This is a genomic window from Cetobacterium sp. NK01 (assembly GCF_024506395.1).
GTDB classification, from domain to species: Bacteria; Fusobacteriota; Fusobacteriia; order Fusobacteriales; family Fusobacteriaceae; genus Cetobacterium_A; species Cetobacterium_A somerae_A.
On record NZ_JANIBO010000001.1, the window covers coordinates 779,677 to 795,167 of the forward strand.

Here is a 15,491-nt window from a genome sequence, read left to right on the forward strand (position 1 = left end):
ATAAATTATACCATACTTACTTTAAAAATAAAATAAAAAATCTTCTTCCATTATTATTAAGGAAGAAGATTTTTAACTATTGTTTTTCTCTTGATTGTGATATTCTTTTTAATGATAACTCTCTAGCTTTCAAGTACTGATCTGTTGTTATATATTTTTGAACTTCTATCTGATACTTCAATCTATCTTTTATAATTTCTGCATCTAAAAGTCCTACTTTTTCTACTAATTCATTTAACTTCTCAATATTTTTTTCTGTGCCATCTAAAATATATTTGTTAATCTCAATTTCTAATGCCTTTTTATCTAGTGTCTTAAGTTTATATTGAATACTTGCTTGTTCAATTATAACTTTTACCCTTTCTATATTGTCTTGACTTACCCCTACAGCTTTAAAGTCGTCATCTTTTACTATCCCTATTCCTGATGATGCATAGGCTGATACAGTAGCTACAAGTATCAATAGTCCCATCACTATTTTCTTCATAAAGTCCTCCACTAAATTTGTAGATCTGTTACAAAAAGATTTTCAGTGTTGAAATCTCTTTTATTCATCTTTATTTCATCTGCTTGAAATAAATCATCGATTGTAAATCCTATATCTTTTTTATCTGATATTCTCTTCTGCAGCTCTCCACTTTCTAAAGCTACTAATTTCTCAGTAGGAGTAATATTTCTTTTAACTAAATCGTAAGAAGTTCCTGTGAAAACTCCTACTACAAAAAGAGATAAAGATAGAACTGAGATTTTCTTACTCTTCTTCTTTTCCTCTTCTAATAATGTTTTATAAATATTAGCTCTTACTCTCTCTTTTGGAGATACCATTTATATCACACCTCCCATATCTTTAATAGCCTTATAGTATATTGTTTTTACTGTTGATATATTCATCTCTTTCATATCTGCAATCTCCCTAAGTTTATAGCCATATATATCTTTTAAAACAACTATCTCTCTTTCTTGGAAAGGTAGTTCTTTTAATTTCTCCTCTAAAAGGATTGGAATATTAAAGTCTTCATTGCTTTCAACACTTAAAATCTCATCATTTAACTCTAAATTTAGCTTCTTTTTTCTAAAAAAGTCATATGTCTTGTTTATAGCTATTCTATAAATCCAAGTATAAATATTACTCTCCTCTCTAAAGCCTTTGAGATTTTTATAAACACTAATGAAAACTTCTTGAGCTATGTCTTCGGCATCTTCGGCATTTTTTACTGTTGATAGTATTTTATAGTATATTCTATCAAAATACTCATTATATATTTGGTCAAAATCCATTTAAATACCTCATTATTTTAGCTTTATAATTTTAGACTACAAAATTCTTAAAAAAGTTTTAATTAAAATCATCTTCTATCATTTTTTTTAACTCTTTTAGAATATCCCCTTCATTCACTTTTTTTACTATCTCACCCTTCTTAAATAAAACTCCAACTCCTTTTCCTCCAGCAACACCATAATCAGCTTCTTTTGCTTCTCCTGGTCCATTAACTACACAACCCATTACTGCAATTTTTACTTTTTTATCTAATTTTCCAAATTCTTTTTCAACTTTATGAGCAAGTCCTATTAAATCAATCTCTGTTCTACCACAAGTTGGACATGAAATAATTTCTACCCCAACTTCTCTTAATCCCAAAACTTTTAAAATTTCTTTTGCAACTTTAATCTCTTCTACAGGATCTTCTGTTAAGGAAACTCTTATTGTATCACCTATTCCATCAACTAATAAAGAACCTATTCCTATTGCTGATTTTATAGTACCTTGAAAAGCAGTTCCAGCTTCTGTTACTCCTAAATGTAGTGGATAATTGCATAAACTAGCTAATTTTCTATAAGCTTCAACCATCATCTTTACATTACTTGATTTTAAAGAAATTACAATATTTGTAAAATTAAATTTTTCTAAAAGTCTCATATGATAAAGAGCACTTTCTACCATTGCATCTGAAGTTGGTTTTCCATATTTTTCCAATATACTTTTTTCTAGAGATCCAGAATTAACTCCGATTCTTATAGGAATATTCTTTTCTATAGCTTTTTTTACTACAAGCTCCACTTTTTCATCGCTACCTATATTCCCTGGATTTATTCTTAACTTATCAATCCCATTTTCTATAGCTAATATTGCTAATCTATAGTCAAAATGTATATCCGCTACTAATGGTATATCAATTTGGCCTTTTATTTCCTTTATTTTTTTTGCAGCTTCTTCATTATTGACAGTCACTCTAACCAATTGACATCCTTCTTCTTGTAGTTTTTTTATTTGTTCAACTGTCTTTTTCACATCTGATGTAGGAGTATTTGTCATAGATTGGATAATTATTTCGTTTCCGCCACCTATTATTAAATTACCAATTTTTATAACTTTCGATTTTCTCATTTTTCACCTCTCGTAACATTTAAAAAAGCCCTAGTATAATCCTAGGGCTATCTAACTAAATAATTCATTGGATTATTAGCTTTTCCATTTTTTCTAATTTCAAAATGTAAGTGTGGTCCAGTTACTCTCCCTGACATTCCAGTTTTTCCTATAACTTGTCCTGCTTTTACTCTATCTCCAGTTTTTACATATATTTTATCCAAATGAGCTGATCTTGTTTCAAATCCTCCACTATGTCTTATTTTAATTATCTTTCCATAACCTGTCATATATCCAGTATAAACAACTGTTCCATCCTTTGCAGCCATTAGAGGTACATATCTAGCTCTTAGGTCTACTCCTGCATGTTGTATATATCTTTTTAACACTGGATGAAATCTTTTTCCAAAAGGACTTGTTACTCCTGCCCATTTAACTGGCATACTAAAGTTTTTTTGTACTGTTACTCTCTTTACATTCCCTGTACGAGTAAGTCTTTTTAAACTTTCTTCACTTGGATTATATATAAATAACTCTTCTCCAACTCGTATATTATCGTTTCTTAAATTATTATATTTTCTTAAATCTTCTACATCTATTTTATAAGCTAATGCTATCTTAAAAAGAGAATCGCCTCTTTTCACCTTATAAAATACACCATTTGATTTAACTATATTTATTTTTTGTCCAACTTTTAAACTATTGGAAATCCCAGGATTATTAGCCTTTAAAACTTCTAAAGATATTCCATTTTTATCTGCTATCCCGCCCAAAGTATCTCCATTAGCTACTACATAACTTTCTAACTTAGGAATTTCATAAGCTTGTTTCAAGTCAACATCTTCTAGAGGAACACCTTCTATCATCTCATCCTCACCTATTTTATACTCTTTTTCTATTGTATAAAAATTGCCATCAACAAGTTCAAAACCTCCACCATCTTCTACTGTAGTTGTTTCTGAATAATATTCTGTAAACTTTTTTAGATCCACTACCTCTGATCTATAAGGTTTAAAAACTAATATTAACATAGCTATAAATGCTGCTATTATTATAGCAAATATTTTAAAAATCTCTTTCACTATTTCCCCCTTGCAAAAGATTTCTCATACATTTCAATGAGTTTATCATTGCTTTCTGTAGATGAAATAGTGTCAATTAACTTTTTTGTTGCTGTTGCCTTATCAAGGGATGATAAATATCTTCTTATATTCCAAATAGAATCTAATTTTTTCTTCCCAATCAGAAGCTCTTCTTTTCTAGTTCCAGATCTTTGAATATCTATCGATGGGTATATTCTAAGTTCTGCTAAGTTTCTGTCTAAATGTATATCTAAGTTACCAGTTCCTTTAAACTCTTCATATATTACATCATCCATCTTACTACCAGTATCTACTAAAGCCGTAGCTAAAATTGTTAAACTTCCACCATTTCTTATATTTCTTGCTGATCCAAAAAACTTTTTTGGATAATATAATGCGGTTGGATCTATTCCACCTGATATTAACTTTCCACTTGATGGTATAACAATATTATAAGCTCTTGCTAATCTAGTTAGTGAATCCATCAATATTACAATATTTTCACCATTCTCAATTTTTCTTTTTGCTCTTTCTAAAAGAGATTCTGTTACTTTTATATGATTTCTTGGATCATCATCAAAAGTTGAAGCATAAACTTGGGCTCCTTTTACAGTCTCTTTTATATCAGTTACTTCTTCCGGTCTTTCGTCAATTAAAAGGATCCAAACTTCAATATCTTTATTATTTTCGATTATTGAATTTGCAATATTACTGATTAAAACAGTCTTTCCTGCCTTAGGTGGGGCTACTATAAGCCCTCTTTGACCTAAACCTATTGGTGCTATCAAATCTATTATTCTACCTGAAATATTTTTAGCATCTGTTTCTAGCTTTAACTGCTGTGTTGGATAAGCTGGTATTAATTCATCAAAAGGTATTCTTGATTCTGCTTCTTGAATACTACCATTATTTATTAAAAGAACTTTTCTAAGACCATAATTATTTTCACCTTGAACAGCTTCTCTGACTTCACCTAGTACAAAATCCTCTGTTCGTAATTTAAATTTTCTTATTTGTGAAGCTGATACATATACATCCTTCTCTACATTTGTATTTCTTAGAAATCCATATCCATCAGCCATTACTTCAAGGTTTCCCCAAGCTAAATGCATTCCATCTTTGGCCTCTATAGCTTCGTTTATCAATTCAACAATTTCGGCTTTTTTAGTTCTACTCGAATAATCTATTCCCATTTGTCTGGCAATTTCTTGTAACTCTTTTAGCAAAAAATTTTCTAACTTCTCCATTGTACCTCCAAGGTTACTAATCTACTATCTCTCCGTATAGTGACCATGTTTTACACTCATTTATTTTTACATTAACAAATGTTCCTTCTAATTCCTTGTCTCCTGCAAATAAAACTATTTTATTCGTTGATGTTCTTCCTGTTAAAACTTCTTCATTTTTTCTGCTCGGTCCTTCAACTAAAACTCTCTCAATTTTTCCTTTATAAGTATCACTTGCTTCTTTTGATTTTCTATTTTGTAAATCAATTAATCTCTGAAGTCTTTCTTTTTTTACTTCTTGATCAAGTTGTCCATCCATTTTAGCTGCTGCAGTACCTTTTCTAGGTGAATACATAAACATAAATGATGTTTCAAACCCAATTTTATCTACTACATCTAATGTATCTAAGAAATCTTCCTCTGTTTCATGTGGAAATCCTACAATTATATCTGCTGTTAATGCTACTCCTGGTATTCTTGATTTTATTTTTTCTGCTAATTCTATATATTGTTCTTTTGTATATTTTCTATTCATTAATTTTAGTATTCTTGATGATCCTGATTGTAAAGGAAGATGTAAACATCTTGCTATTTTTTCATTTTTAGCTATAACATCTATCACATCATCTCCAAAATCTTTTGGATGTGGTGATACAAATCTAACTATGAAATCTCCTTCAACCTTACAAATCTCTTCTAATAACTTAGCAAAATTTTCTCCACTTTCTAGGTCATTTCCATAAGAGTTTACATTTTGTCCTAGTAACATAATCTCTTTATATCCCTTTTCTACAAATACTTTTACTTCATCAACAATTTGTGACATTGGAACAGATCTCTCTCTCCCTCTTACATACGGAACTATACAATATGTACAGAAGTTATTACATCCATAAGTTATTGGAATAGATGCTGTTTTTTTAGAATCAAATTCTGCATCTAATCTTGGAGGTAAATCATCTTCATCTCCCGTATAAATAACATGCTTAAAATCTCCAGATTCTATTTTTTCAATAGCGGTAGGAATTTTTCCGATATTTTGATTTCCCATAACTATATCTATAACAGGGAATTTTTTTGCTAATTCTTCTCCCTGTTCTTGAGCGAAACAACCAGTTATACCTATAATTGTTCCTCTCTCCTCTTTTACAGCCATTAATTCTCCCAATTTTCCATAAATCTGAGTTGCTGCACCTTCTCTAACAGTACAAGTATTTAAAAATACTGCATCTGCTTCTGAAACATCTTCTATTACATTGTATCCCATATTTTGTAAAATTCTTTTTATTTTTGCACTTTCGTTGACATTCATTTGACAACCATATGTTATAATTACTGCATTTTTCAATTTTTTTCCTCCAAATTCTTTAACAAATTACTATTTAAACATGTTAAAAATTATACCATAGTAGTACAACTTTTATCAATAATTCTTTACTTTAACATTATTTAAATATATCCTTTGCCTCCAAGTACCATAATAATAGATCTATATTCTCCATAGGAATATTAATCTCCTTACAGTAAACTTTTAATTTCTCTTCAATATCTTTATATAATTTTGGGGTAACTGTTTTAGGAATCTCTTTTATTACATCTAAAGCTAGTAAATTTTTCAAAATATGTCTATCTAAAATTGCTAATTCCTGACCAAAACCTACATTTCTTAAAAAATGACTTGCCTCTTTATAAGACATTCCTCTTATATTTTTTACAATCCATTCTCTCATTTCAAAAGGTGAGCTAAAAGTTGAGAAAAAATCTTTTGTAATAAATTTTCCCTTTTCATTTGTCATCTGCTTTCTTAATATATATAAATTTTTAGCTTTAGTTTTATTAAACCTAACAATATTTAAGTAAGGAACAATCTCCTCTTCACTTCCTGTAAACAATATATTCGAATCTCTTAATTCACTAATTGCTTTCCAAGCATTTCTCGCTTTAGATTGTGGAGTTAAAATACAGAAAGCCAATTCACAAAAAATATCTTTATTGTCTCCCTCTATCCATATTTTTCTAAACTCTTCTAGTCTTTCTTCTATCTTACTTTTTATATTTTCATATATTTTTTCCACTTCATAAAAATAGGTATTCTTCATAAAATATACCTCCTAAAATTATTTATATTTTAATTTTATCATACTTTTCAAACTCTTTACATCTGTTTTTAATAAAAATAGGATAAAGTCATTTTTAACTTTATCCCATTATTAATTATAAATTTATAAAATATCCATACTCTTTGAAAAGTCCTGAAACTTTATCTAAATTTTCTTTTTTTACCATTATATGAAGATCTTCACCTTTTAAAATTAATGATCTAAATCTTTTATCTTTTGTTATTGCAGCTAATAACTCTTTATCATTTTTTAACTTTAAAACTTTATAGTCTGGAACATGAGTTATTAACTCTGTTTTTTCTATAACTTCTCCAAAAAATCTATTCCAATTCATCGGTAAATCATTTGTTATTTTTTCTTTAAACTCTTGAATTTTTCCATGAACTTCATTTAAATTATCCAATCCTTTTGTTAATGTTTCTTCTGATATCTTGAATTTATTAGGAGCTATTTTATTCCCTAATTTTTCTAAAGTCATAACTCTAAGTGGACTTTCACCAATTACTGTTACAATTAGTCTATCTTCATCTAAGACTATTTTCCCTTCATCTTCTAAAACCTTAAAATCATATGTTAAAATTCTGTCAAAAATATATCTTCCTAATTCAGTAAATTTAACATACTTTATTCCATCATACTTACTTAAATATCCATTCTTTAAATAAAGAGAATTGGCCGAAGAAGGCTTTTCATAACAAATTTCTAAAACTCCTAAAGAAGCTAAAATAAAAAATACTGACTTTATAAACGGCTCAACAACATATGCTAAATATTTATCATATCCTACAATTTTTGTTCTTTCATAATTAGCTTCATTTATATAAAGAGTAGCAAAAGCTGATTCTACATCTATTATTTCAATAAATTCATCTCTATAAAGTATGCTTTTGATTATATTATCGATAGATACATATCCATCATCTGGAAATTCTGATAATATCATCTTTATTGTTGCTAGTCCTCTTTTTATTTCATCATTTGATTTCCCTACATTTTTTATACCTTTTAAATAATTTAAATATAAACTTATATAAGTATTATCTTCACTTTTTATTATAGTTCCATCTAAAAATCCATTTACAATAGCTTTTAAATTACTTGATCTAATAAACTCATCAGTTAAGTACTCTTCTTTAAAAAGAAATAAAAATAATCCCATTGTTTCTGTTTTTAAAAATTCTAAATCTTTTATTCCCTCATAATATTCATGTATATTACAATATTTTTTCATATTATTTTTCGATTCTTTTAAAAGTTTTCCACTACTTGAAAGTTGCATCTTTCCATCTTTAAAAAACGAATAATATTTTCTAAGATTTTCTTGAATTTTCTCTTCATTATTTTCTTTAAATTCACATTGACAATTCGTAACTTTATAAATATAGTATTCTCTTGGTTTATCCATAAATCTTCTCATCACTCTGACAATATCATTATTTAAAGTTAAATATTCTCCTCTTTTTGTATCTCCATTCTTTGTAAAAAATAAAAAATCATCTTTTAATTCAGACTTTATATTATAGCCCTCTTCATCTTTTAAATATATATCCCTATCTTTTATTTTAAATTTTCCCTTCCAAGCTATACTTTCAAATATTTCTTGAACTTCTTTAGGAAGCGATGAAAAAATTCCTCTAAATACCTCTTCTTTTGAATACATCTGCTCCATTAACTCCAGAAAAGTTTGCTTATTAGTAGATTCAGATATCAAAGAAATTTCAAACAATCCCAAATTACTACCAATATAACCTTCTGCTATCCAATCTAAAAAATATCTCTTAAATATTTTAAAAAGTATCTCTTTAGAATAACTTTCATTTAAAGCTTTTCTAAATCTATCTTTACTTATTCCCATACCATCTCCTATTCTCCAAGAATAAACTCTATATCTTTTTCAGTTAGAGTTTTTAAAGTCGCCCCTTCATCAGAAATTAGATTATCTAATAGCTGACTTTTACTCTCTTGTAACTTCAATATTTTTTCTTCAATTGTATCTTTTAATATTAGTTTATAAGAAAATACAGTTCTATCTTGTCCCAATCTATAAGCTCTATCTACCGCCTGATTTTCAACTGTTTTATTCCACCAAGGGTCATAAATAAATATAGTATCTGCTGCTGTTAAATTAAGCCCTACTCCTCCAGTCTTTAATGTCATTACAAAGACTTTATATTTTTTATCTTTTTGGAATAAGTTTACTAAACCTTGTCTATCTTTAGTTGCTCCTGTCATCTCTAAATATTTTATTCCTCTTTTTCTTAAATCAGAGGTTATACTTTCTATACTTTTTATATAGTTTGTAAAGATAAGCACTTTATGTCCATTTTCAACTGCGTCTTGAACATTATTTATAAGAACCTCTCTTTTACTAGAAAGAATATTCGGATTTTTCATTTCTGGGCAACTTGTTAATTGCCTTAACTCATTTAAGGCTTGAAGTATATAAAATTGAGTTTTTCCTAATCCCTGAGTTTTTATTTGACTATTTATCATCCCGTAATAATATGCTCTTCTTTCTTCATATAATCTTTTTTGCTCGGGATTCATACCTATGAATAAAGTTTTCTCTATCTTATCAGGAAGATCTTTTAAAACTTCTTTCTTTACCCTTCTCAATATAAATGGATAAATTTTCTTTTTCAATTCCTCTATTGCTTCTTTGTCATTTTCCTTTTGAATTGGATTAGCATAGTGATAATTAAACTCATCTAAAGTTCCAAACATTGATGGATTTAAAAATCTAAATAGTGAATATAGCTCTCCTAAATTGTTTTCAATTGGAGTACCACTTAAAGCTAATCTGTATTTAGAGTCTAATAACATTACTGCCTTAGTTGTTTGAGCATTCACATTTTTTATATTTTGAGATTCATCTAAAACAATTAGATCAAACTTCATATCTTTTAAAAACTCTATATCATTTCTTACAGTTCCATACGTTGTTATTATTACCTCTACATCATTAAATATCCCTTTATCTCTAAAATTTCCATAATATATTCCACATTTTAGACTAGGGCTAAACTTTCTAATTTCACTTTCCCAGTTGTAAATTAAACTTTTAGGCATTATTATAAGAGTTTTTCTTTTTGGAACTAAATGCAAACTTGTAATTAAAGTTATAGCTTGAAGAGTTTTTCCTAATCCCATATCATCTGCTAAACATCCACCTAAGCTATTATCCATAAGATATCTTAACCACTTATATCCATACTCTTGATACTCTCTTAAAGTTGCATTTATAGATGGCATTGGTGCGCTATAATTTTCTATTTGATTAATTCCTCTATAGAAACTTTTAGTCTTTTTAATTTCATTTGCTAGTACTTTATCTTCGATTAGATCATCTATAATTGGTAAATCAAAAAACGATATTTTTACATTTGATTTCCCATTATCTTTAAATACTCTTTCTAATTTTTCCATATATTTTCTATTAATAAGTGCATTTGTTCCATCGCTTAAAACAATATATGAATCTTTTTTAAAGCTATTTAAGACGTCCACTATTGAGAACTTCTCTCCCTCAATTTCCAAATGTACATCTCCTTCTAAAAAGTCTATTCCATGTTTAAAATTTCCTACAACTTTTGGTTTTACAGCTTTTACACTATATTTTTTTAAATTATCTGTTCCTACAACCTTATATTTTCCAGCTAGTTGAAGTAGTTCTTGAGTTACAAACTCTCTTGCTAATTTTTCTTGTAAAATTATAAAATTTTCATCTACATAAAAACTTGATTTTATTTTCAAATTTTTCTGATGCTTTACAATAGTTTTCACTATTTCTTCAACTGTTTCATCTAAATAAGTTGGTTCAACTTTAGTTATCTCAACTTTTTTTAAATCGTCTTTTATAACTAAAGCTTTGCTTAAATTATGAGCTTTTAAAAATTCATAATCTATAGTTGATATTGAAGCTCCTATTTTTAAATAAAGGCTGTTATCTTGAGATATTTTTTCTATTATCAATTCTTGAACTGGTTTTAAATTTCCATCCTCTACAATCTCATAGTCTAAACATTCAATTTCTATACCATTTCCAAAAGATAAAGCTAATGTCAAATATTTTTCTAATTCTGGCTTTGAAAATTTTGACTCCATTTCTTTTAAAATATGAATTGTATCTTTTGGAATATCTATCCAATACATTTCTCCATTACTTAAAACATAGTTATCTGAAACTATTATAAATTCTTTTTCTCCATTTAGAAGAAGTTTCCCTTCACATAAATCAAAATCTTCTTCTACAAAATTAATTTTTAATACTATTTTATTTCCACTCAAAATCCATTTTACTGGTTTCATATCCCCTGTGACTACTTTTTTACTATCTTTTAGATAATCTAAAATTTCTATATTTTCATCAATATATAGTTCATTTTTTTCATTATCCCACCCAGAGAAAAAGCTATCCTCTTTTATCTCTTGAATTAAATCAATAATTTTCAAATCATTTTCATCACTAATTTCATACCCATCTATATTTTCTACTATATCTCCATTGATGTCTACTAAAGAAACATAAGTTCCTACTTCATCACAAGTCAAAGTAAAAAATAGTGACTCATTTATTTTTTTTAAATTAGATTCCATACCCTTTTCCCTCATATATAAATTTTTTCTGAAATATATTATATCAAATTTTCTAAGGGTTATCAAGAAATTAAAAAAGGACTCTTTTAATTAGAGTCCTTTTTCTTTATTATTACTTTGCTTCTGATTCTTTTATTAACATATTCATCTCTTCAATTAATGCATCTGCATCTAACCCATGAGCTGATATTCCCTCTCCTAAAGTTTCTCCAGCTGCTACCATACAACCAACGCATCCTAATCCATGCTTTTTAAATACCATTGAAATCACCGGATGTTTTTGAACTGCTTCTAAAATATTCATATCTTTAGTTACCATTTTTACTCCTCCTAAGCTTTCTTTATATTACCTTTTAATTATATAAAACTTTACTTTTTTTGTCAACTATTTTCCAATCACATTCAATAGATCATGTATTCTTACAACTCCTACAACCTCTTTATTTAATAAAACAGGTAATACAGATATTTGACTTTCTCTATTTTCCATAAGTTCTAATGCATCTAGCGCCATTATATCTTCTGTTGCAAATGTATAATTTTTAGTCATTATATCTTCTGCTTTTAATGTAAAAAATTTATCTCTCATCTTTAAAGCTCTTCTTATATCTCCTTCAGTTATAATACCAACTAATTCATTATTTTCAACGATACAAACTACTCCTAATCTTTTTTTAGTCATAGTCATTATGACTGTATCCATATCGCTTTCTAACTGGGCTATTGGTAAATCTTTATGCATAACATCTTTTACCTTCATAAGAAGACGTCTACCTAAACTTCCTCCTGGATGATAAACAGCAAAGTTCTCTGGTTTAAAATTTCTTGCTGTTATTAAAACCGTCGCTAAAGCATCCCCCATAACTAGAGTGCTTGTTGTTGATGACATTGGAGCTAAGTTTAAGGGACATCCCTCTTTTTCAACTCCTATATCTAGTATTGCATCAGCTTCTTTTCCTAGTCTTGAATTCGGATTTCCAGTCATAGCAATTAATATTGCTCCAATTTTTTTTATAGATGGTATAATTGAAATTACTTCATCACTATTTCCACTATTTGATATAGCTATAACTATATCATTTTTATTTATCATTCCTAAATCTCCATGAAGTCCTTCTGCAGAGTTCATAAAAACTGCTAATGTTCCTGTTGAAGCTAATGTTGCGGCTATTTTCTTTCCAATAATTCCTGATTTTCCTATTCCTGTTATAACAACTTTTCCTTTAGATTTCAGTATTAAATCAACTACATTTTCCAAAGAATCTGATATTTTACTTTTAACTTTTTCTAATTCACAAATCTCTTTATCAAATAAGTCTTGAGCTATTTTTTTTACGTTCATACTATCTTCCTTTTACTAAATCATCTATTTTTACAGCTACCTTTAAGATCTCCTCTAAATCTGATAAAAATAACATATTTGGTCCATCTGATTTAGCAGTTGTTGGATCTGGATGAACTTCTGCAAATATTGCATCTATTCCAATTGCCAACCCTGCTCTCATTAAAGGAAAAACAAACTCCCTATCTCCTGATGTTGCAGTTCCTAATCCACCAGGTTTTTGAACAGCATGAGTTACATCAAATACCACTGGATATCCAAATTTTCTCATCTCTCCAAATCCTCTCATATCTACAACCATATTATTATAACCAAAAGTTGATCCTCTTTCACAAAGCATGATATTTGGATTATTCATCTCTTCCATTTTTACAACTACATTTTTCATATCCCAAGGAGCTAAAAACTGTCCTTTTTTTATATTTACTGGTAATCCTGTTTCTGCTGCTGCTATTAATAAATCTGTTTGTCTACATAAAAAAGCTGGTATTTGAATTATATCTACAACCTTTGCTACCTCTTTACATTGCCAAGCTTCATGAACATCTGTTACAACAGGTACATTAAATCTCTCTTTTACTTTTTTTAATATCTCTAATCCTTTTTCAATTCCAGGACCTCTATACGAATGTATCGATGATCTATTTGCTTTATCAAAAGATGCCTTAAATATATAGTTAATTCCCAATCTATCACAAATATTTTTTACTTTTTCAGCTACTTCCATAACTAGTTCTTCTGATTCAATTACACAAGGTCCTGCAATTAATGTAAATCTATTATCTCCACCAATTTCAAATTTATCAGCTATTTTTACTTTTTTTACTTCTTGAACTATCTTCAATTATTTCACCTCTTTTAATTCTTTGGTTGCTTCTATGGCAATCTCTCTATCGTCAAAGTGTATCTTTGTCGTTCCTAAAATTTGATAAGTTTCATGCCCTTTACCTGCTATCAATATTATATCATCTTTTTCAGCTTTTAAAACTGCTTTTTTTATAGCTTCTTTTCTATCAATTTCTAGTATATAGTTTTTGGTTTTAAACCCTTTTAGAATATCCTCTATAATTATACTTGGATCTTCCGTTCTAGGGTTATCTGATGTTACGATAACTAAGTCGCTATATTTTTCAGCTACTGCTGCCATAACAGGTCTTTTAGTTTTATCTCTATCTCCTCCACATCCAAATACCGTTATTATTTTACCTTTGTTTTTTAAATCTTTTATACCTTGTAATATATTTTCTAACGCATCTCCTGTATGTGCATAATCTACAATTATTTTAAAATTCTTTTCTACAGGAACAGATTCAAATCTTCCTGGTGCTCCTTTTACTTGTTTTGCTTTAGTTTTAATATTTTCAATATCAATCCCTAGTATTTTTCCTACACCAATTGCAGCTAATAAATTATACATATTAAACTTTCCTAATAATGTTGGTTTTATTTCATCTATTAACTTATTATCTAAATCAGCTGTTTCATTCAAAGAATATGTTATTCCTCCAAATTCATTATAGATTCTTTTTCCATATGGATCATCTATATTAACTACGCCATTTTTTTTATCTTTTAATTTTTCAAAAAGTATTTTTTTAGCTTTAAAGTAATCTTCCATATCTTTATGATAGTCTAAGTGTTCTGGAGTTAAGTTAGTAAAAACAGCTACGTCAAAACTTAACATATCAACTCTTCCACTTGTTAGTCCATGAGAACTAACTTCCATAACTAGATAGTCTAAACCTTTATCCACTGCTTTTTTACTCATTTTTATTATATCTAATGATTCTGGTGTCGTATTTGGAGCTTCTATTATTTCATCTCCAATTTTATATTCTACAGTCCCTAATCTAGCAACTCTATTTTCTCCTAAAATCTGTTCTACCAAATATGTTGTTGTTGTTTTTCCATTTGTTCCTGTTATTCCTATTATTTTTAATTTTTTTTCAGGATGATCATAGAAATTAGATGCAAGAACTCCCAATTTTCCCCTTAAATCATCTATTAAAAAATACCCAACTTCATCCTTTAAATCCACTTCCTCCGAAGCTAAGATCGCTATTGCACCACGTTCTATAGCTTTATCTATATACTTATGACCATCTACTACCGCACCTTTCAAAGCAACGAAAATATCTCCTGGTTTTATTTTTCTTGAATCATATTCTAAATCTCCATTATATATATTTTTTTCTGTAGATTTTAGTATTTTACAATCTACTCCTTTAAAAAGTTTTTCCATTTTTATACCTCACAATATATTATTCAATTTATTATAACATTTTTCAAATAAAAACAATATACAGAAACAAACAAAAAACAGAGGATTTCTCCTCTGTCTTTAACTATTTAGCTGGTGTATAAACTCCTGAATTTAATGCATTTTTTATTGCTGCTCTTACTTTTGTTGCTCTAACAGTAGCTCCTGCATTTTCTATATCTCCAGGAGCGTATAAAGCTTCCATTCCTTCATTAACATTCTTATTTGTTATTCCTGTTAATAATGCTTCATACTCACCTTTATATTTTGTTAATTCTTTATTTTTTAAGTAATCTTGACCTTTATAAAAAAGTGTTCTAAATTTTGGTTTCTCAACTTTATCATCTTTTAAATCAAATTGGATTTCTACCTGTGTTTCCTGACCTGATACAAATGTACCTCTATATGTTCCATTTCTATATTCAGCCCCATAAGCTATTGCCCCAACCATTGATAATAATATTAAAAGTTTTTTCATAATACCTCCTCATCTAATTTTT

At 28.2% G+C, this 15,491-nt stretch carries 15 protein-coding genes; all 15 read right to left on the reverse strand.

What is annotated here, in order from left to right; all coding sequences use genetic code 11:
* Nucleotides 1-76: 76 nt before the first annotated feature.
* Nucleotides 77-487: a hypothetical protein gene (locus NON08_RS03815; protein WP_256690153.1), complete on the reverse strand. Its 411-nt coding sequence runs from the start codon at nucleotides 485-487 to the stop codon at nucleotides 77-79.
* Between the two features lie 11 nt (nucleotides 488-498).
* The gene (locus tag NON08_RS03820) at nucleotides 499-825 is read right to left on the reverse strand and encodes a hypothetical protein (RefSeq protein WP_256690154.1); all 327 of its coding nucleotides are present in this window, start codon (nucleotides 823-825) and stop codon (nucleotides 499-501) included.
* Nucleotides 826-1,278, reverse strand: a complete 453-nt coding sequence (locus tag NON08_RS03825) for an RNA polymerase sigma factor (protein WP_023051202.1) — start codon at nucleotides 1,276-1,278, stop codon at nucleotides 826-828.
* Between the two features lie 58 nt (nucleotides 1,279-1,336).
* On the reverse strand, nucleotides 1,337-2,386 hold the full coding sequence (gene ispG, locus NON08_RS03830) for a flavodoxin-dependent (E)-4-hydroxy-3-methylbut-2-enyl-diphosphate synthase (protein WP_256690155.1): 1,050 nt from the start codon (nucleotides 2,384-2,386) through the stop codon (nucleotides 1,337-1,339).
* 47 nt (nucleotides 2,387-2,433) lie between these two features.
* Nucleotides 2,434-3,447 (reverse strand): M23 family metallopeptidase, encoded by a 1,014-nt coding sequence (locus tag NON08_RS15015; RefSeq protein ID WP_319941544.1) that lies wholly within the window; start codon nucleotides 3,445-3,447, stop codon nucleotides 2,434-2,436.
* Nucleotides 3,447-4,694: a transcription termination factor Rho gene (gene rho / locus NON08_RS03845; RefSeq protein ID WP_256690157.1), complete on the reverse strand. Its 1,248-nt coding sequence runs from the start codon at nucleotides 4,692-4,694 to the stop codon at nucleotides 3,447-3,449. The genes NON08_RS15015 and rho overlap by 1 nt, the downstream gene beginning before the upstream one ends.
* A 16-nt stretch (nucleotides 4,695-4,710) precedes the next feature.
* A complete protein-coding gene (gene miaB, locus NON08_RS03850; protein ID WP_256690158.1) occupies nucleotides 4,711-6,021 on the reverse strand; it encodes a tRNA (N6-isopentenyl adenosine(37)-C2)-methylthiotransferase MiaB in 1,311 nt (436 codons plus the stop codon).
* 97 nt (nucleotides 6,022-6,118) lie between these two features.
* Nucleotides 6,119-6,772: an N-glycosylase/DNA lyase gene (locus tag NON08_RS03855; protein WP_256690159.1), complete on the reverse strand. Its 654-nt coding sequence runs from the start codon at nucleotides 6,770-6,772 to the stop codon at nucleotides 6,119-6,121.
* 115 nt (nucleotides 6,773-6,887) lie between these two features.
* Nucleotides 6,888-8,648, reverse strand: coding sequence for a hypothetical protein (locus NON08_RS03860; RefSeq protein WP_256690160.1), 1,761 nt, complete (start codon nucleotides 8,646-8,648; stop codon nucleotides 6,888-6,890).
* Nucleotides 8,649-8,656: 8 nt separating this feature from the next.
* Complete coding sequence (locus NON08_RS03865) at nucleotides 8,657-11,389, reverse strand: DEAD/DEAH box helicase (RefSeq protein ID WP_256690161.1); 2,733 nt, start codon at nucleotides 11,387-11,389, stop codon at nucleotides 8,657-8,659.
* A gap of 112 nt (nucleotides 11,390-11,501) precedes the next feature.
* Nucleotides 11,502-11,708: a DUF1858 domain-containing protein gene (locus tag NON08_RS03870; RefSeq protein ID WP_256690162.1), complete on the reverse strand. Its 207-nt coding sequence runs from the start codon at nucleotides 11,706-11,708 to the stop codon at nucleotides 11,502-11,504.
* A 66-nt stretch (nucleotides 11,709-11,774) separates the two neighbouring features.
* A complete protein-coding gene (locus NON08_RS03875) occupies nucleotides 11,775-12,731 on the reverse strand; it encodes a KpsF/GutQ family sugar-phosphate isomerase (RefSeq protein WP_256690163.1) in 957 nt (318 codons plus the stop codon).
* Nucleotide 12,732: 1 nt separating this feature from the next.
* A complete protein-coding gene (gene kdsA, locus NON08_RS03880) occupies nucleotides 12,733-13,569 on the reverse strand; it encodes a 3-deoxy-8-phosphooctulonate synthase (protein WP_256691222.1) in 837 nt (278 codons plus the stop codon).
* A 6-nt stretch (nucleotides 13,570-13,575) separates the two neighbouring features.
* Complete coding sequence (locus tag NON08_RS03885; protein WP_256690164.1) at nucleotides 13,576-14,973, reverse strand: UDP-N-acetylmuramoyl-L-alanyl-D-glutamate--2,6-diaminopimelate ligase; 1,398 nt, start codon at nucleotides 14,971-14,973, stop codon at nucleotides 13,576-13,578.
* Between the two features lie 103 nt (nucleotides 14,974-15,076).
* Nucleotides 15,077-15,469, reverse strand: coding sequence for a hypothetical protein (locus tag NON08_RS03890; RefSeq protein WP_256690165.1), 393 nt, complete (start codon nucleotides 15,467-15,469; stop codon nucleotides 15,077-15,079).
* Between the last annotated feature and the right edge of the window lie 22 nt (nucleotides 15,470-15,491).

Excerpts from the sequence above, each read along its gene's own strand:
- NON08_RS03815 (WP_256690153.1), bottom strand. The coding sequence starts at position 487 with ATGAAGAAAATAGTGATGGGACTATTGATACTTGTAGCTACTGTATCA.
- NON08_RS03820 (WP_256690154.1), bottom strand. The coding sequence starts at position 825 with ATGGTATCTCCAAAAGAGAGAGTAAGAGCTAATATTTATAAAACATTA.
- NON08_RS03825 (WP_023051202.1), bottom strand. The coding sequence starts at position 1,278 with ATGGATTTTGACCAAATATATAATGAGTATTTTGATAGAATATACTAT.
- ispG (WP_256690155.1), bottom strand. The coding sequence starts at position 2,386 with ATGAGAAAATCGAAAGTTATAAAAATTGGTAATTTAATAATAGGTGGC.
- rho (WP_256690157.1), bottom strand. The coding sequence starts at position 4,694 with ATGGAGAAGTTAGAAAATTTTTTGCTAAAAGAGTTACAAGAAATTGCC.
- NON08_RS03855 (WP_256690159.1), bottom strand. The coding sequence starts at position 6,772 with ATGAAGAATACCTATTTTTATGAAGTGGAAAAAATATATGAAAATATA.
- NON08_RS03860 (WP_256690160.1), bottom strand. The coding sequence starts at position 8,648 with ATGGGAATAAGTAAAGATAGATTTAGAAAAGCTTTAAATGAAAGTTAT.
- NON08_RS03865 (WP_256690161.1), bottom strand. The coding sequence starts at position 11,389 with ATGGAATCTAATTTAAAAAAAATAAATGAGTCACTATTTTTTACTTTG.
- NON08_RS03870 (WP_256690162.1), bottom strand. The coding sequence starts at position 11,708 with ATGGTAACTAAAGATATGAATATTTTAGAAGCAGTTCAAAAACATCCG.
- NON08_RS03875 (WP_256690163.1), bottom strand. The coding sequence starts at position 12,731 with ATGAACGTAAAAAAAATAGCTCAAGACTTATTTGATAAAGAGATTTGT.
- NON08_RS03885 (WP_256690164.1), bottom strand. The coding sequence starts at position 14,973 with ATGGAAAAACTTTTTAAAGGAGTAGATTGTAAAATACTAAAATCTACA.
- NON08_RS03890 (WP_256690165.1), bottom strand. The coding sequence starts at position 15,469 with ATGAAAAAACTTTTAATATTATTATCAATGGTTGGGGCAATAGCTTAT.